The sequence below is a fragment of the Azospirillum sp. B4 genome (genome assembly GCF_000333275.1).
Taxonomy (GTDB): domain Bacteria; phylum Pseudomonadota; class Alphaproteobacteria; order Azospirillales; family Azospirillaceae; genus Nitrospirillum.
Genome location: NZ_BACU01000333.1, coordinates 1 through 19,521 on the forward strand (window position 1 = coordinate 1; position 19,521 = coordinate 19,521).

Below are 19,521 nucleotides of genomic sequence, written 5' to 3' on the forward strand. Positions count from 1 at the left end.
CTCTTGCCATCCTGCCGTGCGATCCGCTAAACCGGCGCCGCATGGGCCGCCTGCGGCGGGCGCTGGCATGGGGCGGTGGTTTCCGTTGACTTGGCCGGCGCCGTGCTTATAGTGCCGGCCTTCACTTCCCGGGAAGGTGGGTCTGGGGGATCTCTCCCCTCGTCCCCGTCCATGGGTTCCGGTCCGGTCTCAGGCTGGGCGGGGGCGCCACGGAACTACCGGGACAACAAGCCGCGTCAGCGGCCTTTGGAGCTTAGAGATGAGCAAGCGTTTAGAGTCCAAGTACAAGATTGACCGCCGTCTTGGCGTCAACCTGTGGGGCCGCGCCAAAAGCCCGGTCAACCGCCGCGAATACGGCCCCGGCCAGCACGGCCAGCGCCGCAAGAAGCCGTCCGACTTCGGCCTGCAGCTGATGGCCAAGCAGAAGCTGAAGGGCTACTACGCCAACATCGGCGAGCGCCAGTTCCGCCGCATCTACCAGGAAGCCGTCCGTCGCAAGGGCGATACCGGCGAGAACCTGATACAGCTGCTGGAGCGTCGCCTGGACGCGGTTGTGTACCGCATGAAGTTCGCGCCGACGCCGTTCGCGTCGCGCCAGATCATCAACCACGGCCACATCCTGGTGAACGGCAAGCGCCTGAACATCGCCTCCTACCGCGTGAAGGACGGCGACACCATCGAGGTCCGTCAGAAGGCCAAGCAGTTCGCCATCATCCTGGAGGCCGCCGCTTCCGGTGAGCGCGACATCCCCGAGTACGTGCAGGTCGACACCGGCGCGCTGAAGGGCACCTTCGTCCGCGCCCCGAACCTGGCCGACGTCCCGTACCCGGTGACGATGGAACCGAACCTGGTGGTCGAGTACTACTCGCGCTAATCCAGGCGCTTCGGGACCTTTCAAGATCAGGCCGCGTCCTTTGGGCGCGGCCTTTTCTTTTGCCCGGGGCGGAGGGGATGATACACCTTCAGGGTGAATTCCATACGGATTGGGAGGGCGGCATGGAACGGGTCACGGGCATCGGTGGTGTGTTCATGAAGGCGCGGGACGTCAAGGCGTTGAGCGCCTGGTACCGTGACGCCCTGGGCGTGCCGCTCAGCCCCTATTACGCCGGTGCCAAATTCAGCTGGCCGGAGGGGCAGCGCCCCGACCGGCCGGGCACCACGGCCTGGAGCCTGTTTCCCACGGACAGCACCTACTTCGCCCCGTCCACGGCCCCCTTCATGATCAATTTCCGGGTGGACGACCTGGACGCCATGCTGGCGCAACTGCGGGCCTTTGGCGCTGCCGTGGATGACCGGGTGGAGCAGAGCGAATTCGGCCGCTTCGGCTGGGTCATGGATCCGGAAGGTAACCGCGTCGAGCTGTGGGAACCGCCGCCCGGAAAGTGATGCCGCGTTCCGGCTCAGGCTTTACGCCCCCAATGGGGCAGCATGCGCCGCAGCACGTCATCCCGCCCCAGCACCACGTGGGCGAGGGCCGCCACGACATGCAGGCCCACCACCAGTAGCAGGACGGTGACCAGGCCTTCATGCAGTTCGCCCAGCGTATGGCCCACGCTGGACCCTTGGGCCACCAGCGCCGGCAGGTCGACGGCGCCGAACAGGGTGACCGTCCAGCCCCGGCCCGAGGCGCCGATCCAGCCGGTCAGCACCAGGGCCAGGACCAGCAGGTACAACAGGCCATGCACCGCCGCCGCCGCGCGGCGCTGCCAGGCGGGCAGGTGGCGGTCGGGCGCCGGTTGCGGTGTCGCCACCCGCCAGACCAGGCGCAGCAGCATGACGGCGCCGATGGCCACGCCGAAGGACAGGTGCAGGTTCACCAGCCCTTCCGGCTGCGTGCCCCGGCGGATCTCCGGCATCGTCCAGCCCAGCGCGTACTGCACCACCAGCATGGCCACGACCAGCCAATGGAAACCTTTCATGGCACCGCCGTATTCCGGCGTGGGCGAGTAATCCATGACTTCCTCCTTGCAGCTAAAGACGCAACTGTCCGGCCCACAGGGGCTTCATCAGTTCCAGCATCAAGACCATGACGCCGGCGGCGGCGACGGTGACCCCGAGGTCATCGCCATGCAGCGGGCCGAAGGCGAACAGGGTGGCCGCGGGCGGCCACGCCAGGATCAAGGCCAGCACCGTCCCCATGATCGCCGCGACCGTCCATAGCGCCCGGTTGGGACGGAGCAGGGCGGCCAGGGGGGAGGTCGTGAACGAGCGGTTGACCAGCACCAGACCGAAATTCACCAGGATCAGGGCGACGAAGGCCAACGCCCGGGCCCCATCGGCGGGCATGCCGTTATCCAGCGCCCCGATGAACAGCGCGGCGACGATGGCGAAGGCGACCAACCCCTGCAGCAGGCTCCACACCACCAGCGCGCGCGAGAACAGCGGGCTTTCAGGCGCGCGGGGCGGGCGGCGCATGATGTCGGCCTCTGATCGTTCCGCCTCAAAAACGATGGAGCAGACCGGGTCTATCACCATCTCTAGGAAGGCGATGTGCACGGGCGTCAGCAGCAGCGGCAAGTCCATCACCAGGGGCAGCAGCGCCAGGCCGGCGATGGGCACATGGATGGCGACGATATAGCCCATGGCCTTGCGCAGATTATCGTAAATGCGCCGGCCCAGCCGGATGGTGTGCACGATGGACCCGAAATCATCGTCCAGCAGCACCAGCGACGCGGCCTCGCGCGCGACATCGGTGCCGCGTCCGCCCATGGCGATGCCGATGTCCGCCGCCTTCAGCGAGGGCGCGTCGTTGACGCCGTCGCCGGTCATCCCCACGATCTGGCCGTCGGCTTGCAACGCTTTGACGATGGCCAGTTTGTGCGCCGGCTGGGTGCGGGCGAACAGGGCGGCGGTCCGGATGCGCGCCGCCTGCGCCGATGCCGGCAATGCCGCCAACTCGGCGCCGGTCACGACCGGTTCGGTCGGCAGGCCGGCCTGGGCGGCGATGGCCCGCGCCGTTTCCGGATAGTCCCCCGTGATCATGACCACGCGGATGCCGGCGGCCTGGCAGTCCCGCACCGCCGCCGGCACCTCCGGCCGCAGCGGGTCGCTGAAGGCGACCAGGCCCAGGAAGCGATAGGGATAGCCGTGCCGATCGGCGGGAAGCGGCCCGGCCCCCTTTGATCCGGTCTCCTGTGATCCCGCCCCCTCCGCGCCAGCCACGCCGAGGACGCGCATGCCCTCCCGTGCCAGGTCGTCCACCGTCCGCAGCACCACGGCGCGGATGCCGTCGTCCAGGCGGCACAGGGTGGCGATCGCTTCCGGCGCGCCCTTGGCCGCCACGATGATCGTGCCCGGCGGTGCCCGCCAGACCTGGGTCACCGCCGGCAGGTCCGGTTCCAGTCCGTATTCCCGCGCAAGCACCCAGTCGGCGCCGGGTGGCGCCACCCCCAGGTCCCGGCCCAGGGCCAGGAAGGCTCGCTCCATGGGGTCGAAGGGGTTGGGGGCGCTGGCGAGGATGCCGTGCTGGACAAGGGCGCTGATGACGCTGGCCGCGTCCTTGTCGGTGGGATCCAGGCGCCGTGACAGGTCGGCACCGTCGCGCAATTCGGCGATCGCCATGTGGTTCCGCGTCAGGGTGCCCGTCTTGTCGGTGCACAGCACCGTGGCGGCGCCCAGCGCCTCGATGGCGGCGGCCCGACGGGTCAACACCCGGGCTCGGGACAGGCGCCACGCCCCCATGACCATGAATACCGTCAGGACCAGCGGGAATTCTTCCGGCATCAGGGACATGGCGACGGCCAGTCCCGCCAGGATGCCCTGCAGCCAGGTTCCCCGCGCCAGCGCGTATAGCAGCATGACCAGGACGCTGACGGCGATGCCGGCCAGGGCCGCGGCGCGCACCAGCCGGCGCGTTTGGCGATTCAGGCGCGTGGGTTCCGCCTGGATGCCGCCCAGGGCCGCCCCGATCTTGCCCACCTCGCTGTGCCGGCCGGTGGCGATGACGGTGCCGCAGCCGCGTCCGCGCACCACCAGGGTGCCGGAAAAGGCCAGATTTTGGGTGTCGCCAGGAGGGATGTCGCCACCCGGGACGGTGGCAGTGCCTGATGCCCCGGGCTCGATGGACGCGCGCTTGCGTACCGCCATGGACTCGCCGGTCAGCAGGGACTCGTCGATCTCCAAATCCTGGACGGACAGCAAATCCAGATCCGCCGGTACCCGGTCGCCTTCCTTCAGGAAGACGATGTCCCCCCGCACCACCTCCCGGCCCGGGATGCGACGGCGCGCGCCGTCGCGCAGCACGTCAGCCCGTGGGCTGGTCAGCGTGCGCAGGGCGTCCAGCACCCGCTCGCTGCGACTCTCCTGCGCGGCGGCGATGCCGACCGAGGCCGTGGCGAAGGCCAGCAGCATCAGGCCCTCCCGCATGTCCCCCAGCAAAAGGTAGATGAAGGCGCTGGCCACCAGCAGGCCGAACATGGGTTCAGCCAGGATACCCAGCACGATGCGGAGCAGGGGGCGCCGGTCGGGACGGGGCAGTTCGTTGGGGCCTTCGGCGGCCAGCCGCCGTGCCGCCTCCCGGGTGGTCAGTCCGGTCACGCCAGTGGGGCCGGTCACGCCAGCGGGGCCGGCCGCGTCAGGCGCGTCCACTGCCTCAGGCGGGCCAATCAGGCCCGTCACATCGGTGGGTGCTGGCGCGCGCGGCATCATGATGCGCCGGAAGTAGAGGGCAGGAACCTCCTTACCATGCCCTCGTTGCCAACGCCTCGCGTTGATTCAGGTCAGGCGGGCCATCGTTCTGGCTGGGACATGGTTGCAAACATGACTGTGAACGTTATGCCGTTCTATAACTATTGGCGCGGCATTGTATAGCTAATGTAATAGATTAAGCATGTGTCTATAGACGGAAGAATCCGAAATTTTTTCTTTCGAGAAAGCAGGATTCCTCATCCTTCACCGTAACAGGGAAGTCACAAATAGATCCTGTGACTTGTGGACGCATCACGGCCTGGACTGCTCCGGGAGCGCGATGGGTTGCCCAATCATTGCGATGGGGACAAGCTCTTGTCTAATGTCTATGCCAAGAATTGGGGTGGCGAGCATCGAATTAACGGCGGAACGGCCGGCCGCGTACGGTCGGTCGCGGTGCGGGGTGGCACGATAGAGCGGCTGCGCGGTCGTTTCGCTGACCTGCCGCCGCCTGTGGTCGTCTACAACAAGTCCCATTCCGGCAGCCGCCTGCTGGCCCAGATGCTGGCCGACCAGGGCGTGTTCATCGGCGCGAAGTTGAACGAGTCCAGCGACGCCATGGCCGTGCTGCCGCTGATCGAACGGCTGGTGGAAGACTACTATCCCAATTACCAGACTCTGTGGGACCAGGAGTGGCCCACGGATCTGGAGGCCCTGTTCGTCACCGCCATGATGGAGCATCTGGCGGGCCATGACGGCCACTCTCCCTGGGGCTGGAAGCTGTGCGAGACCACATACATCGTGCCCATCATCGCGGCCGTCTTCCCCAAGGCGCGCTTCGTCCACCTGCTGCGCGATGGGCTGGACGTTGCCTTCAGCGACCACGTGCCGCCCCAGGCCCGGTTCTGGCGCAAGGTCTACTTCAACAACGGTGACATCCAGGGCTGGCGCGGCCTGTCCATGACCAACCGGGCCTATGTCCGCCGGCCGCACATCTACAACGCCCTGCACTGGATGAACGCGGTGGAGGTTGGGCGCAGCTATGGCGCCATGCTGCACGGCCGCTGCCTGGAGGTGCGGTATGAGGATCTGTGCCAGGACTTCATTCCCACGTCCCGCCGCATCCTGGGCTTCCTCGGGCTGCCGGCGGATGAAGCGGCGTTGACGGCCCGGGCCGGCACCATCCGCCGCGGCACCATCGGCAAGCACCATCGCCGCCAGCGCCAGCGGCGCCAGGTCCTGCGCCTGATCGAACCGACGCTGTTGTCCCTGGGCTACCTGGAGACGCCCAGCCAGCCTTCCTGGCTGTGGCGGTTGCGGGAACGCTGGTACAGCGTGTTGCGCCAGGGCGGCAAGACCTGGCGCCACCTGCGTGGCAAGGCTTGATCGGTTTTTGCTCCCTCATGCGCCGGGCGCGGCCATCCGGCCGCATGGCTCATCCTCGATCCAGGGGCTTTGGCCCCAAAACCTGCGGCGGCCCCGCTTGGGGCCGGCAACGGCATGAATGCGGTTGGTGTGGTTAGGCGGCCCGGTTCACGGCCAGGGCTGGGGCATCGGTCGGGATGATGTCGAACGCCACGGATATCCGGTCCGCCCCGGGCGGGTTGGGCTGGGTGCCGTGGCGCAGGAAGGACGGGAACAGCACCAGTTCCCCCGGCGGGCTGCGCAGGCAGGTCGACGTCCATGGTGTCGCCTGGCCATAACCCGCGACCCCAAGCTCCAGCGCCCCCGGCGCACGGCCCACCGGCAAGCTGCCAGCGGGGAAGGGGGTGCGGACGTAGAAGGTGCCGCTGAGCCAGCCTTGGGAATGCAGGTGCGGGCTCTGGTAACCGCCGTCGTTCAGGATGACCACCCAGGGCGCCAGGCGGGCCTGGACGGGGCGGCGGCGCAGGAAGGGGTGGACGTCGTCCGGCAGCGCCTGGGCATGGCGCTCCACCGCCGTCTTGATCAGTTCCAGCAGGCTGCCGATCAATTCATGCCGGCCGGACAGCAGGGCATAGCTTTGCAGGCCCCGGCGGGTGGATTTGCCCGTCGGTTCCCACAGCAGGTCGGGGATGGCGCGCAATTCATCCTCCAGCGCGGCCATGGCGTCGGCGCTATGGCGGGCCGCCAGCTCCGCCCCCAGGTCCACCCGCGCGATACCGCGCGGCAGGCCCAGCAGCATCCGGGCCTCCTCTCCCCGGCCCAGGGCCACCAATACCGCGACCTCCAGGTCCAGCACGGCGGCGGCGGTGCCCGCCTGGGGATGGGCGCGCATCAGTTCCAGCAGGACGGCCAGCCGCCCGGCGAAAATCTGGAACAGGGCCAGGTTGGGCCACAGGCGCAGGGGAAGGCCCGCGGCCCCGGCCTCGAACCGCCGGGCGGCGTCCTCCGGCCGGCCGGCGTGGAGCAGGGCCTGAACCTGCAGGTCGCAGGTCGCGTCAGCGTCGCGCACCTCGGGCGGCAGGCGGTCCACGGCAAGCTGGACGTCCGCCTGCCGGCCCAGGCGCAGCAAGATGGGGATGCGCTGGCGGGTGGCCCTCGGCTCCCCCTCCGGCAGGGACGAGGCGATATCAAGGGCGGCCAACGCATCGGCCGGCCGTCCGGCGGCCACCAGGTTGCTGGCCAGGGCGAACAGCGGCTCCGGCTTGTTCGGTTGGCTTTCGGCACGTGACTGGTACAGGTCGATCAGGGCCTCGACGGGGGAATGGATGACGGGTGAATAGGACAGCCACTTCATGGTTTCCCCCCAATGGACACCGGCTGGCACCATCGGTGCCTGCGCGTTTTCAGTGCCGCGCGTCTTCAGTGTATGAGTGACAGGGAAACGCTCGCCAGTGGAAAACACGTCACAGTTTGGAGAGGCGTCGCCGGTTGGCGCGCACCTTGCGGCGATAATGCGCCAGCACCTTGGCGGCGGCCCCGTCGGCGGTGGGCCCCAATCCGCCGGTCAGGGCGCGCATCTGCAGGTCCAGGCCGGCGGCGATCTTCTCACTGACCATGCGCTGAGCCTCCGTCTGGGCCGCGGCGCCCCCGGCGGCCAGCTTCATCGTACGCAGGGTGATGACCTGCAGGGCCTCCATGCCCAGGAGCCAGCTGTCGAAGCCGTTGCGCATCCAGGCGTTCCTTGCCATTCCACACCTCCAGAACGTTGCCGGCGGAATTAAACGGATGGGCGCCGCCTTTGTTCCGGTGTCGCGTAAGCATCGGCACGGAACAAAACCGGCGCGTGCGCTGTTCTTTTCTTCGTGGGCCCCGGCAAGTGGGACCTCTCTCAAGAGCTGAGAGACGAATAGCTCGGAAACAAGGAGGTCGCGGCGATGCGATACGGTTTGTTATGGCTTCTGGGGGTGCCACTCCCCGTCCTGATCATCATTTACTTGATGTTTCACTGACGGCGGTGCCGTTATCACCGCGTTCCGCTCTATCATGGACAGATGAAGGAGCGGGAGGAGATCATGGATGATCGCCTCTCGCTCCGACGCGAATGCCAGGATGGAATAAAAAGGGCCGCACCCGGCAAGCCGGGGCGGCCCTTCGTCTGCAGGCAATGTCGGGGAAGCTTAGGCGGCGGCCTGGGCGGCGACGCCCTTTTCGGCCAACAGCTCGACCAGCTCACCGGACTCGTACATGTCGCGGATGATGTCGCAGCCGCCGACGAACTCACCCTTCACATACAGCTGCGGGATGGTCGGCCAGTTGGTGAATTCCTTGATGCCCTGGCGCAGGGCGGGGTCGACCAGGATGTCGATGCCCTTGAACTTCACGCCCAGGTGGCTCAGCACCTGCACGACGGCGGCGGAGAAGCCGCACTGCGGGAAGACGGGCGTGCCCTTCATGTAGAGCACCACGTCATTCTCGGTGATGTCGCGGCGGATGCGCTCTTCGACGGTCTTGTCCATGTACGATCGATCCTCTGGTGCCATGCCGCCCCCTTCAGGAAGGCTGCGGCCGGCGGTCTAACCTAAGCCGGGCGATGGTTTGCCAGGCGTCGTTGGTGCCCATGGTACCGCTGGCGGTGAACCAGTTCACCCAACAACTTGCACACGTCATAAATGAGCGCGCGCGCGCCGTCTGTCCAGTGGGAATAGCCAGCGCACCGCTCCGCGATGTTTGCGGATCAGTCCTGCGTCGCCGCCGTGGTCAGCGCCAGGGCGTGCAGTTCGTTGCCCATCCGGCCGCCCAGGGCCGCGTACACCATCTGGTGCTGCGCCACCCGGCTCTTGCCCTTGAAGGCCGGCGCCGTGACATGGGCGGCGTAATGGTCGCCGTCGCCCCGCAGGTCTTCGATACGCACCTCGGCTCCCGGAATCCCTTCGCGGATCAGGCGCTCAATCTCAGAGGCGTCCATCGCCATGTTGGTAACCCTTTCCTCAATCGCCGGCGGGGCGTCCGCCCCTTGGCTATCTTCGATTTCCAGTCCGCTGACGCTCCCCGGAAATCTCCGGCGCCCGCGGTCGCGGGCTACGCTGGCATGACCAAGTCATGCCAGCGCTCCCATTTACTTAGGCCTCGCCGGCCATGTAGCCGGGCAGCCAGCCCTCGTGAACGTTGCGCAGGTCGGCCAGCGCCAGGGCGCCGCTGCCCAGGCCGGTGATGGCGTCGCCGCCCACCGTGCCCAGCGAGGTGACCGGTACACCGGCGGCCTTGGCGGCGTCGGTGACGGCGGCCACATCGCCGGCGGCGGCGGTGACCAGGTAGCGGCCCTGGTCCTCACCGAACAGCAGGCCGGCGTCAGCATCCTGCAGGCCGGTCAAGGCCACACCCTTCTTGCCGCGCAGGGCCATCTCCGCCAGGCCCACGGCCAGGCCGCCGTCGGCCAGATCGTGGCAGGCTGTCAGCTTGCGGGCTTCGATCAGGCCGCGCACCAGGTCGCCGGCGCGGCGCTCGGCCGCCAGGTCCACCGGTGGCGGGGCGCCTTCCTCACGGCCGTGGACCTCACGAAGGTACAGGGACTGGCCGACATGGCCTTTCGTCTCGCCCAGCAGCAGGACGGTGTCGCCCTCGGCCTTGAAGCCGCTGCCGATGGCCAGGGTGCTGTCCTTCAGCAGGCCCACGCCACCGATGGCGGGGGTGGGCAGAATGCCTTCGCCATTGGTCTCGTTGTACAGGCTGACGTTGCCCGACACGACGGGGAAGTCCAGCACGCGGCAGGCCTCCGCCATGCCTTCGATGCAGCCGGCGAACTGCCCCATGATGCGGGGCTTCTCCGGGTTGCCGAAGTTCATGTTGTCGGTGATGGCCAGCGGCAGGGCGCCGACGGTGATAATGTTGCGGTAGGCTTCGGCCACCGCCTGGGCGCCGCCGCGCACCGGGTCGGCGTGGCAGTAGCGCGGGGTGCAGTCGGTGGTCATGGCCAGCGCCTTGGGCGTGCCGTGCACCCGCACCAGGGCGGCGTCGCCACCCGGGCCGATCATGGTGTCGGCGCCCACCTGGCTGTCGTACTGCTCCCAAATCCAGCGGCGGGAGGCCAGGTCCGGCGTGCCCATCAGGGCCAGCAGGGTGTCGCGGGCCGATGCCTTCAGCGGGGCCTCGCTCGCGGCGATCTCGTCCTGCGGCGGGGTGGGCTCCGTCGGGCGGTGGTACAGCGGCGCCTTGTCGAACAGGGGCGCCAGTTCCACGTCGCACCAGGTGTGGCCATGCATGCGGATGACCATGCGGCCGTTGTCCGTCAGCTTGCCGATGACGGCGAAGTCCAGTTCCCACTTGTCGAAGATGCGCTTGGCCTCTTCCTCGCGGCCGGGCTCCAGGATCATGAGCATGCGTTCCTGGCTTTCCGACAGCATGATCTCATACGGGGTCATGCCGGCTTCGCGCTGGGGAACGGCGTCCAGATCCAGGTCGATGCCCAAGCCGCCCTTGCCCGCCATCTCGACGGAGGAGGAGGTGAGGCCGGCGGCGCCCATGTCCTGGATGGCGACGATGGCGTCGGTGGCCATCAACTCCAGGCAGGCCTCGATCAGCAGCTTCTCGGTGAAGGGGTCGCCCACCTGCACCGTCGGGCGCTTGGCCTCGCTGTCCTCGGTGAACTCGGCGGAGGACATGGTGGCGCCGTGGATGCCGTCGCGGCCGGTCTTCGATCCCACATAGACGACTGGCTTACCCACGCCGGCGGCCTTGGAATAGAAGATCTTGTCCGTCTGGGCCACGCCCACGGTCATGGCGTTGACCAGGCAGTTGCCGTTGTACGCCTTGTGGAAGTTGGTCTCGCCGCCCACGGTGGGCACGCCGACGCAGTTGCCGTAGCCGCCGATGCCGGCCACCACGCCCGCCACCAGGTGGCGGGTCTTGGGGTTGGACGGTTCGCCAAAGCGCAGGGCGTTCAGGTTGGCCACGGGGCGGGCGCCCATGGTGAAGACGTCGCGCAGGATGCCGCCCACGCCCGTCGCCGCACCCTGGTAGGGCTCGATGAAGCTGGGGTGGTTGTGGCTTTCCATCTTGAAGATGGCGGCCTGGCCGTCGCCGATGTCGATGACGCCGGCGTTCTCACCGGGGCCGCAGATGACCCAGGGCGCCGTCGTCGGCAGCTTCTTCAGCCATACGCGCGAGGACTTGTAGGAGCAGTGCTCCGACCACATGACGGAATAGATGCCCAACTCTGTCAGGGTGGGCGTGCGGCCCACGCTTTCCAGCATGCTGGCGTATTCGTCGGGCTTCAGGCCGTGCTCGGCCGCCAGCTCGGCGGTAACCTTCGGTTCGCGGTCAGGGGTGTGGGTGACGCTCACGACAGGCTCTCCAGCAGGCTGGTAAACAGGGCGCGGCCATCGGTGTTGCCGTGCTGCGGGTCAAAGGCGCGCTCCGGGTGGGGCATCATGCCCAGCACGGTGCGCGTCTCGTTGAAGATGCCAGCGATGTTGTTGGTGGCGCCGTTGGGGTTGCCGGCCGCGTTCACCACGCCGTCGGCGTCGGTGTAGCGAAAGGCCACGCGGCCCTCGCCTTCCAGGCGCTTCAGCGTCTCCTCATCCGCGACGTAGTTGCCCTCGCCATGGCCCACCGGGATGCCGATGTGCTGGCCCAGGGTGTAATGGCGGGTGAAGGCGCTGTCGGTGTTCTCCACCTTCAGGTCCACCGTCTTGCAGATGTACTTCAGCGACTGGTTGCGGATCAGCGCGCCGGGCAGCAGCCCCGCCTCCGTCAGGATCTGGAAGCCGTTGCAGACACCGATGACCTTGACGCCCTTGGCGGCCCGCTCCTTCACCACCCGCATGACGGGGGAGTTGGCGGCCATGGCGCCGCAGCGCAGATAGTCGCCGTAGGAAAAGCCGCCGGGAACGGCGATGACGTCGACCTCGGGCAGGTCGGTGTCGCGGTGCCAGGCGTGAAAGGTCTTGTGGCCGGAAACCTGTTCCAGGGCCACGGCGATGTCCCGTTCACAGTTGGAACCGGGAAAGACGATGACGGCGGACTTCATGGGGGCCGCAAATCCAATCGTTGGAGGCCGGGGAAGGCGGGATTCCCGCCGATCTGAAGCCGGCGCTGCACCCGTCGTCTTGTGGGGCGGAAGCTAGCTTCGCGGCCGGTCGAATGCAAGGAGCGGGGGCGGGGGGCTACCCCGCGCGGATGTGGGGGGCGGGGGACCGCCGGTGATGGCGATACCCCCGTTCACGTTTGGGCGGTTGGTCACCGCTTCGCGCGCGTCCGCCCGATGGTCAGGCCGGCGCCAGTGCCGCGACAGTGGGGCGGGTCAGCAGTGTTTCCAGCGGCACGGGGCGGCCCAGGGCATAACCCTGGCCGTAGTCGATACCACCAGCCATCAGCAACTGTGTGATGTCATCATTCTCCACATACTCGGCGATGGTCTGGATGCCCATGACTTGGCCGATGCCGTTGATGGCCTGGACCATGGCGGCGTCCACGGGGTTGTCCATCATGTCCTTGACGAAGCTGCCATCGATCTTCAGGAAGTCCACTTTGAAATGCTTGAGGTAGGCGAAGGACGCCATGCCGCTGCCGAAATCGTCCAGGGCGAAACGGCAGCCCCGGGCGCGCAGCATGGTGATGAAGGCCCTGGCGGTCAGCATGTTGGAGATGGCCGATGTCTCCGTGATCTCGAAGCAGATGGCCTGCGGGCGGATCTTCCAGATATCCAACTGCTGGTCGATGAAGCGCAGGACGCCCTCATCGTTCAAGGAGCCGCCTGAGAGATTGATGGCGAACAATGACCGTTCCTGCGTTCCGCTGCTGGCGATGGCCTCAAATGCCTTGCGGATCACCCAGCGGTCGATGTCCCGCATCAGGCCATAGCGTTCAGCGGCGGGAAGGAAGGCTCCGGGCGGGACGATTTTTCCTTGCGCGTCGCGCATGCGCAGGAGGATCTCCAGATGATGCTCAAAAGGCTCCGTCTGGTGGCCAAAGGCCATGATCGGTTGGGCGTAGAGGACGAACCTGTTTTCCCGGAGAGCGCGGTGGATGCGCCCATACCAATCCATTTCATCATGGATCTTGGTCAGCAATTTGTCGTCGGGCACATAAGTATGAATGCCGTTGCGTCCGCCTTCTTTCGCGGTGTAGCAGGCGGAGTCGGCCAGCCGTAGAATTTCGTTCAACTCCAACGGCAGCCGGTCGTCTTTTCCGCCGAAGCTGACCAAGCCGATGCTGACGCCGATGGGGAAGACGCGGTCACCCCAGACAAAATGGAAGTCGTTGATCAGCTTCTTCATCGCTTCCACCACGCGGGTGGCCTCATCCAGCTGGCAACCCTCCAGCAGCACGCCGAACTCATCCCCGCCCAACCGCGCGAGGCAGTCGCTGGCCCGCAACGGTGCGCGCAGCAACTTGGTCACCTGCCGTAGCGTCTCGTCGCCAGCGGCATGGCCGCAAATGTCGTTGATGATCTTGAACTGGTCGAGATCGAGATAGGCCAGGACATTGGATTGCGGGTCGCCGTGGCGGCGGTGATGGCTTTGGTCAGCCGCCGCTCGAACTCCAGCCGGTTGAAACAGGCCGGTCAGGGGATCATGGGTGGCCTGGTATGTCATTTCCTCAGCCAGTTGGCGGGCCACGCTGACATCGTGGAAGACCATCACGGCGCCGATGACCTTGCGATCGCGGTCGCGGATCAGGGCGACCGAATCCTCCACCAGCCGGGTATCACCGCTCCGATCCACCAGAGCGCAGTTGGCTGGCATCCCGACACTTTTACCGGTTAACAAGGCGGTCTCGATGGGGGATGAAAAGCGGTTGCCGGTTTCCGCGTCGCGCAAGTCCATGACGCTGGTGCTGGGCTGGCCGCAAGCCTCGGCCGGATCCCACCCCGTCATTTCGGCCGCCGCTGGATTGATGAAATTGATCAAGCCCCGATCGTCGGTTGTGACCACGCCATCGGCGATGGCGTTGAGGGTCACCAGCAGACGTTCCTTCTGATGTCGCAATTCTGTGGCGTGCGCCTCCAACTGATCCTTGGCCGTTTGGATTTCCACATAGGCCGCCGCAAGGCTCTCCCGGCTTTCGCGCAACTCCTCTTCGATGCGGCAACGCTCCAGCGCCATTTGCAGCGTGGCGTGCAGTTCGCGCTCGGAGAAGGGCTTCAAGAGATAGCCATGGGGCTTGGTCGCCTTGGCCCGGTCCAGGGTGCTTTGCTCGGCGTAGGCCGTGAGATAGATCACCGGAATGTCGATGGCGGCAGCGGTGTCGATGCCGTCCTTGTGGCCAGATATGTTGATATCCATCAACACAAGGTCGGGCCTCGTGGCGCGCGCGCCCTGCAATGCCTGATCGTAGGAGGCGGCGATGCAAGGCACCTCGTAGCCCAGCCGAGAAAGGGCATGGCGCAGGTTGAGGGCCACCACCGCCTCGTCCTCCACGACCATTATTTTGGGCTTCATCATGTGAGTGCCTTTTCGATGGCGGAGGGCATGGGGAAGATAAGAGTGAAGCAGGTAGGGTCGCGGCGGTGGATTTCCAGCCTTCCCATCAACTGCTGAGACAGCAGGGTGACCAGGGACAGGCCCATGGTGTTGGTTTGCTGGATGTCCAGATCGTCGCTTATGCCCACGCCGTCGTCGCTGACCCGCAACATGGCCTGATCTTGGGCCAACAGCGAGAAACTGACGGATACCTCACCCCGGCGGTCGCCCGGGAACCCATGTTTCAGGGCGTTGGTGATCAGTTCGTTGACCAGCAACCCACAGGGGATGGCCGCGTTTATGGGCAGGAACACCTCGCCCACGTCGATCTTCAGGCGGACACGTTCGGCATCCAGCCCGTAGGTCGCCACCAGTGCGGGGGCCAGGACGTTGAGGAATAGGCCCAAGTCCACTTCCGAGAAATTCTTGGACTCGTATAGTATCTGGTGAATCAAGGACATGGAATGGACCCGGTTCTGGGTTTCGATCAGCATGTCCCGGATGCCTTTATCCTGGAATCTGTAGATCTGGAGGTCAATGAAACTGCGTACGATCTGTAGGTTGTTCTTGACTCTGTGATGTATTTCTCCCAACAGCAGGTCCTTTTCCCGCAGGGCGGCCTGGATGCGGGCTTCCTTCTGTTTGCGGTCGGAGATGTCGACGATGGCGGACAGGACCATGGTCTCGCCATCGGTTTCGATGGGGTTGAGGCCGATCTCCACCGGGAATTCGCTTCCATCCTTGTGGCGGCCGAACAGGTCGCGTCCCGCGCCCATGGGGCGCGACCGCGGATCACTGAAGAACAGGGCGCGCTTTTCCGGATGGCCGTGGCGGAAGCGATCGGGCACCAGCATCTCCACCGTCTGGCCCAGCATCTCGTCACGGGCATAGCCGAACAGCCGCTCGGCCTGGGTGTTGACCATCTCGATCCGCCCTTGGGCGTTGATCATGACCATGGCGTTGGGCGCTGATTCCACAACCTGCCGGAAGCGCTCCTGCATGCGTTTGCGGTCGGAGATGTCGACGATGGCGGACAGGACCATGGTCTCGCCATCGGCTTCGATGGGGTTGAGGCCGATCTCCACCGGGAATTCGCTTCCGTCCTTGCGCCGGCCGAACAGGTCGCGTCCCGCGCCCATGGGGCGCGATCGCGGGTCACTGAAGAACAGGGCGCGCTTTTCCGGATGGCCGTGACGGAAGCGGTCGGGCACCAGCATTTCCACCGACTGGCCCAGCATCTCGTTGCGGGCATAGCCGAACACCCGCTCGGCCTGGGTGTTGACCATCTCGATCCGCCCTCGGGCGTTGACCATGACCATGGCGTTGGGTGCTGATTCGACAACCTGCCGGAAGCGTTCCTCCGTCCGCCTTCGCTCCGTCAGGTCCTTGCTGATTTTGACGAAGCCTTTAAGCACACCGTCCGCGTCGCGGATGGCCGTGACGTCGATGCTGGACCAGAACGACGAGCCGTCCTTGCGTCGGCGCCAACCTTCGCCAACGTAAGTGCCATTGGCGGCCGCCAGGGCCAATTCATGCGCGGGCTCGCCGCGCGCTTGGTCTTCCTGGGTGAAGAAAATCTCGAAGCTTCGGCCCAGGACCTCCTCCTCCTGGTACCCCTCGATGTTGACCGCCCCTTGGTTCCAGCTGTGAATACGGCCTTCCGGGTCCATCATGAAGACGGCATAGTCCTGGATATTATGAATCATCTGGCTGAACTGACCGACAGCAAGGCCCATATCGGTGATGCGGTGGTCGGTCATTCGTGCGCCTCTGATCGTACTGTATTGATCGCCGGGGGCATCTTGTCGCCCGTGACGGAATAATCCTGGACTAGTTCCACTTTAAATTTAATGCATGATTGCCATTTATCGTTAATGGATCGTAAAGAAATGGGTCTCCAGTAACCACCTAACCTGAAGATGGGTAATCTGGCGAGGGCTATTCGCCGATTCTATGCTCGCTCGCCGCTGTCGGCCCCAGCCGTGGCGGTGGCGTGTATGCCGCCCCATGGCGGCCTTGACCCACGTCATGGCCGCGTGGCGGCGGCGGTGGTCCCATGCCGCCAGCCGGCCTCGTCAATCGCGCCGGCTCCCCATGGAGGACGTCATGCCTTACGCGACCACCAACCCCTACACCGGTGAAGTGCTGAAGACCTTTCCCGACGCCACCGACGCGGAGGTTGAGCGCGCCCTGACGGACGCCCACGCCGCCTTCCTGGCCTGGCGGGAAACGCCCTTCGCCCAGCGCGCCGGCGTCATGCAAAAGGCGGCCTACATCCTGCGTGCCGAGGCCGACACCTATGCCCGGCTGCTGACGCTGGAGATGGGCAAGCTGTTCACCGAGGCGAAGGCGGAGGTGGAACTGTCCGCCCGCATCTTCGAATATTACGCCGAGAAGGCCGAGGCGCTGCTGGCACCGGAGAAGCTGCCGGTGGCCGACCCGGCGGAGGGCGAGGCCGTGCTGGTGTGCGAGCCGCTGGGCGTGCTGCTGGCCATCGAGCCGTGGAACTTCCCCTATTACCAGATCGCCCGCATCATCGCCCCGCAACTGTCCGCCGGGAACACGATGCTACTAAAGCACGCCTCCAACGTGCCGCAGTGCGCCGCCGCGTTCGAGGGGCTGATGCGCCAGGCGGGCCTGCCCGATGGCGCGTTCAAGAACCTGTACGCCACCCGTCAGCAGATCGAGCGCATCCTGAACGACCCGCGCGTCCACGGCGTGGCCCTGACGGGGTCGGAGGCGGCGGGCGCCGTGATCGCCGCCCAGGCGGGCAAGGCCCTGAAGAAATCCACCATGGAACTGGGCGGGGCCGACGCCTTCGTCGTGCTGGCGGACGCCGACCTGGACAAGACCGTCAAGTGGGCGGTGTTCGGCCGGCACTGGAACGGCGGCCAGGTCTGCGTCTCCTCCAAGCGCATGATCATCGTGGATGAGGTCTATGACCAGTTCCTGGACCGCTACATCAACGGCGTCGCCGGGCTGAAGGCGGGTGATCCCTTCGACGCCGCGACCACCCTGGCGCCCCTGTCGTCCCAGGGCGCGGCTGACGAGGTGAAGCAGAAAATCCGTGAGGCGGTGGCCCATGGGGCCAAGGCGACGGAGGTGGGGCCCAGGGTCCCCAACCAGGGCGCGTTCGTCCAGCCCACCATCCTGACGGAGGTGGGGGAGGACAACCCCGCCCGGTATTGGGAGTTCTTCGGCCCCGTCTCCATGCTGTTCCGCGCCAGGGACGAGGACGACGCGGTGCGCATTGCCAACGACTCCCCCTTCGGCCTGGGCGGCTCCGTCTTCACCCGCGACACCCAGCGCGGGGCGTCGGTGGCGGCGCGCATCTCCACCGGCATGGTCTTCGTCAACCACCCGACGATGGTGAAGGCCGACCTGCCGTTCGGCGGCATCCGCCGGTCCGGCTATGGCCGCGAATTGCTGGGCCTGGGCATCAAGGAGTTCGTGAACCACAAGCTGATCGACGTGGTCGACATCGACGCGCCGTTTTGAGCAGGGGCAAGGTCCCGGCCCGGAGGCATGGTGCCCCGGGTCGGGGGCAACTCGCGGTGTTGCCGTCGGAGGGCGCGCCGGATAGCTGTCGCTGCTGCCCTGAGGCCGCCGGTGATTTGAACAGGGCCGGTGATTTGAACAGGATTGACCAGAACAAAACAAGAACATATGATGCCTTCCTATAAAGCAGGGAGAGCAACATGGATGACTGGCAACGCCGTTACCGACTGAGCAATGGGCCGGGCGGCCTGGGTGTCAGTTGCACCACCGAGGGGCTGGCACTGGCCGGTGTGCCCCTGGTGGTCAAGGGCGCGGGCGGCTTTCGGGTCCGCCCAGCGGCTGAGGTGGGGAGGCTGCTGAGGCGCGCTTACGCCGGGGCGGAACCGCGCGCCGCCGTCCTGTCTGGTCTCTCCAAGATTGCCGATGCCTTGAACCGGGGTGATCTGACCCATGCCATGATCCGCGCTGTGCACTTGCGCTTGCCCGAGCTGGACTGGGACGCTGCCGTCCGTTTGGCCCGCGCCGACGATAGCTTGGCAAAGTACGGCCCGGATCAACCGCGCGACTGTGATGGGTGTTGGACCACTGAAGGAGGCAAGGCGGCGGACGGCCCTGCTGGGAATACGCCAAAAGCATCAACACAGCGTGGCCTGAAGAATAAGCCGCATGCTGTGTCCGGGAAAAAGTCGCAAAATGATGCGGAAGATGCCCGTCGCGGGAAAGTGAATTGTGGAACTGGCGCGGAACGGATCGGCCATGATTCCATGAATATTATAGTAACATTTGATGGAATGAAAATAGATCAGCCGATAAACCCTGAACTCGCATCGGTCGTCAATTCTATAGGTTCTATTCCTGGCGTGGAGTCGTTCAATATATCATCCACGACCGGAGGACACAAAGACTCAGATCCGCATATTTTTGGAAATGCAGTGGATATTAATAAAATTAATGGTGTGCATGTTGGTGACCCATCGATATCCGAATTGGTTTCAAGAGTTCAAAATCATGCTATGAATTTTGAGCGAGTTTATAGTTCTCTTGGGCCTAGTGGTATCTATGTGCGCGACGCTAGAAACCGCTTTGCTGATATATCTCCCCAGCGCCCTGATCTCGTTCGGGAGCATTCAAATCATATTCATATCGGTGTGGGTTGCCCTTAGTTGAATTTAACGGTGGAGCGAACATGTATAGAATGAGATTTATCTTCAGGTGGGTGTTAATCCCTATGTTTTTATGTGCTACACCGGGATATGCCAGGAATTATCCCCATGCTCTAGGCCTATACAGTAATATTCATAAAGCGGAAGAAGGGGGTGATTTTGAGGGATTTGAAATCTGGTTCGTCTGGTCTTCTGATGGAGACATGATTGTGTTTCAAGACACCGCAGAAATTCCATCGCCTCCAATAGTGATTCCAGCGAAATACGACGGAAGCCGGCTGGAATTCGAGGTTCCTGAAGGGGAGGATGGTGCTGGTATTTACTCGGGAATAGTGGATGGTAAATATTTTACTGGGAAATTTAAACATAAGCGCCCGGATGGTAGCTATGTCGAGGAACCCTCAAGCTAA

General features: G+C 65.2%; 16 protein-coding genes. 6 read left to right on the forward strand and 10 right to left on the reverse strand.

Going from position 1 to position 19,521, the window contains the following annotated elements; translation table 11 throughout:
• Positions 1 to 259: 259 nt before the first annotated feature.
• Both rpsD and I55_RS14890 read left to right on the forward strand, forming a co-directional pair.
• Positions 260 to 874 (forward strand): 30S ribosomal protein S4, encoded by a 615-nt coding sequence (gene rpsD / locus I55_RS14885; RefSeq protein ID WP_044561374.1) that lies wholly within the window; start codon positions 260 to 262, stop codon positions 872 to 874.
• Between the two features lie 122 nt (positions 875 to 996).
• Complete coding sequence (locus I55_RS14890; protein ID WP_044561383.1) at positions 997 to 1,386, forward strand: VOC family protein; 390 nt, start codon at positions 997 to 999, stop codon at positions 1,384 to 1,386.
• Positions 1,387 to 1,400: 14 nt separating this feature from the next.
• On the opposite strand, the gene I55_RS14895 is transcribed toward I55_RS14890, so the two are convergent.
• The gene (locus I55_RS14895; protein WP_044561375.1) at positions 1,401 to 1,955 is read right to left on the reverse strand and encodes a cytochrome b; all 555 of its coding nucleotides are present in this window, start codon (positions 1,953 to 1,955) and stop codon (positions 1,401 to 1,403) included.
• A gap of 16 nt (positions 1,956 to 1,971) precedes the next feature.
• Positions 1,972 to 4,647 (reverse strand): cation-translocating P-type ATPase, encoded by a 2,676-nt coding sequence (locus I55_RS14900; protein WP_252181155.1) that lies wholly within the window; start codon positions 4,645 to 4,647, stop codon positions 1,972 to 1,974.
• 354 nt (positions 4,648 to 5,001) lie between these two features.
• Between I55_RS14900 and I55_RS14905 the strand changes: the two genes are divergently transcribed.
• Positions 5,002 to 6,012 (forward strand): sulfotransferase, encoded by a 1,011-nt coding sequence (locus I55_RS14905; RefSeq protein ID WP_148293749.1) that lies wholly within the window; start codon positions 5,002 to 5,004, stop codon positions 6,010 to 6,012.
• A gap of 133 nt (positions 6,013 to 6,145) precedes the next feature.
• Here the strand turns inward: I55_RS14905 and I55_RS33110 are convergent, their stop codons facing one another.
• The 8 genes from I55_RS33110 to I55_RS14945 all read right to left on the reverse strand — a co-directional run bounded on the left by I55_RS33110 (position 6,146) and on the right by I55_RS14945 (position 16,210).
• Complete coding sequence (locus I55_RS33110) at positions 6,146 to 7,345, reverse strand: putative 2OG-Fe(II) oxygenase (protein ID WP_148293750.1); 1,200 nt, start codon at positions 7,343 to 7,345, stop codon at positions 6,146 to 6,148.
• A 109-nt stretch (positions 7,346 to 7,454) separates the two neighbouring features.
• Positions 7,455 to 7,739: a hypothetical protein gene (locus I55_RS14915; protein ID WP_044561377.1), complete on the reverse strand. Its 285-nt coding sequence runs from the start codon at positions 7,737 to 7,739 to the stop codon at positions 7,455 to 7,457.
• A 429-nt stretch (positions 7,740 to 8,168) separates the two neighbouring features.
• Complete coding sequence (grxD, locus tag I55_RS14920) at positions 8,169 to 8,507, reverse strand: Grx4 family monothiol glutaredoxin (protein WP_044561378.1); 339 nt, start codon at positions 8,505 to 8,507, stop codon at positions 8,169 to 8,171.
• 218 nt (positions 8,508 to 8,725) lie between these two features.
• Complete coding sequence (locus I55_RS14925; protein WP_044561379.1) at positions 8,726 to 8,962, reverse strand: BolA family protein; 237 nt, start codon at positions 8,960 to 8,962, stop codon at positions 8,726 to 8,728.
• A 148-nt stretch (positions 8,963 to 9,110) separates the two neighbouring features.
• Entirely contained in the window at positions 9,111 to 11,330 is a 2,220-nt protein-coding gene (purL, locus tag I55_RS14930; RefSeq protein WP_044561380.1) for a phosphoribosylformylglycinamidine synthase subunit PurL, read from the reverse strand.
• Positions 11,327 to 12,016: a phosphoribosylformylglycinamidine synthase subunit PurQ gene (purQ, locus tag I55_RS14935; RefSeq protein WP_044561381.1), complete on the reverse strand. Its 690-nt coding sequence runs from the start codon at positions 12,014 to 12,016 to the stop codon at positions 11,327 to 11,329. Before purQ ends, purL begins: the two co-directional genes overlap by 4 nt.
• A gap of 238 nt (positions 12,017 to 12,254) precedes the next feature.
• Positions 12,255 to 14,432 (reverse strand): EAL domain-containing protein, encoded by a 2,178-nt coding sequence (locus I55_RS14940; protein ID WP_044561382.1) that lies wholly within the window; start codon positions 14,430 to 14,432, stop codon positions 12,255 to 12,257.
• On the reverse strand, positions 14,429 to 16,210 hold the full coding sequence (locus I55_RS14945) for a PAS domain S-box protein (protein WP_083901131.1): 1,782 nt from the start codon (positions 16,208 to 16,210) through the stop codon (positions 14,429 to 14,431). Before I55_RS14945 ends, I55_RS14940 begins: the two co-directional genes overlap by 4 nt.
• Before the next feature lie 346 nt (positions 16,211 to 16,556).
• Between I55_RS14945 and I55_RS14950 the strand changes: the two genes are divergently transcribed.
• The 3 genes from I55_RS14950 to I55_RS35995 all read left to right on the forward strand — a co-directional run bounded on the left by I55_RS14950 (position 16,557) and on the right by I55_RS35995 (position 19,521).
• Positions 16,557 to 17,948, forward strand: a complete 1,392-nt coding sequence (locus I55_RS14950; protein ID WP_044561387.1) for an NAD-dependent succinate-semialdehyde dehydrogenase — start codon at positions 16,557 to 16,559, stop codon at positions 17,946 to 17,948.
• Positions 17,949 to 18,148: 200 nt separating this feature from the next.
• Positions 18,149 to 19,111, forward strand: a complete 963-nt coding sequence (locus tag I55_RS35990; protein WP_148293751.1) for a hypothetical protein — start codon at positions 18,149 to 18,151, stop codon at positions 19,109 to 19,111.
• Between the two features lie 32 nt (positions 19,112 to 19,143).
• Positions 19,144 to 19,521 carry a hypothetical protein gene (locus I55_RS35995; RefSeq protein ID WP_148293752.1) on the forward strand — a complete coding sequence of 126 codons (378 nt, stop codon included), beginning with the start codon at positions 19,144 to 19,146 and terminating at the stop codon, positions 19,519 to 19,521.

Bases quoted from the DNA above. Each gene is read 5' to 3' on its own strand.
- I55_RS35990 (WP_148293751.1), top strand. From the start codon at position 18,149: ATGGATGACTGGCAACGCCGTTACCGACTGAGCAATGGGCCGGGCGGC.
- I55_RS35995 (WP_148293752.1), top strand. From the start codon at position 19,144: ATGAGATTTATCTTCAGGTGGGTGTTAATCCCTATGTTTTTATGTGCT.
- purQ (WP_044561381.1), bottom strand. From the start codon at position 12,016: ATGAAGTCCGCCGTCATCGTCTTTCCCGGTTCCAACTGTGAACGGGAC.
- I55_RS14895 (WP_044561375.1), bottom strand. From the start codon at position 1,955: ATGGATTACTCGCCCACGCCGGAATACGGCGGTGCCATGAAAGGTTTC.
- I55_RS14890 (WP_044561383.1), top strand. From the start codon at position 997: ATGGAACGGGTCACGGGCATCGGTGGTGTGTTCATGAAGGCGCGGGAC.
- rpsD (WP_044561374.1), top strand. From the start codon at position 260: ATGAGCAAGCGTTTAGAGTCCAAGTACAAGATTGACCGCCGTCTTGGC.
- I55_RS33110 (WP_148293750.1), bottom strand. From the start codon at position 7,345: ATGAAGTGGCTGTCCTATTCACCCGTCATCCATTCCCCCGTCGAGGCC.
- I55_RS14950 (WP_044561387.1), top strand. From the start codon at position 16,557: ATGCCTTACGCGACCACCAACCCCTACACCGGTGAAGTGCTGAAGACC.
- I55_RS14900 (WP_252181155.1), bottom strand. From the start codon at position 4,647: ATGATGCCGCGCGCGCCAGCACCCACCGATGTGACGGGCCTGATTGGC.
- I55_RS14925 (WP_044561379.1), bottom strand. From the start codon at position 8,962: ATGGCGATGGACGCCTCTGAGATTGAGCGCCTGATCCGCGAAGGGATT.
- I55_RS14940 (WP_044561382.1), bottom strand. From the start codon at position 14,432: ATGATGAAGCCCAAAATAATGGTCGTGGAGGACGAGGCGGTGGTGGCC.
- grxD (WP_044561378.1), bottom strand. From the start codon at position 8,507: ATGGACAAGACCGTCGAAGAGCGCATCCGCCGCGACATCACCGAGAAT.
- I55_RS14915 (WP_044561377.1), bottom strand. From the start codon at position 7,739: ATGGCAAGGAACGCCTGGATGCGCAACGGCTTCGACAGCTGGCTCCTG.
- I55_RS14945 (WP_083901131.1), bottom strand. From the start codon at position 16,210: ATGACCGACCACCGCATCACCGATATGGGCCTTGCTGTCGGTCAGTTC.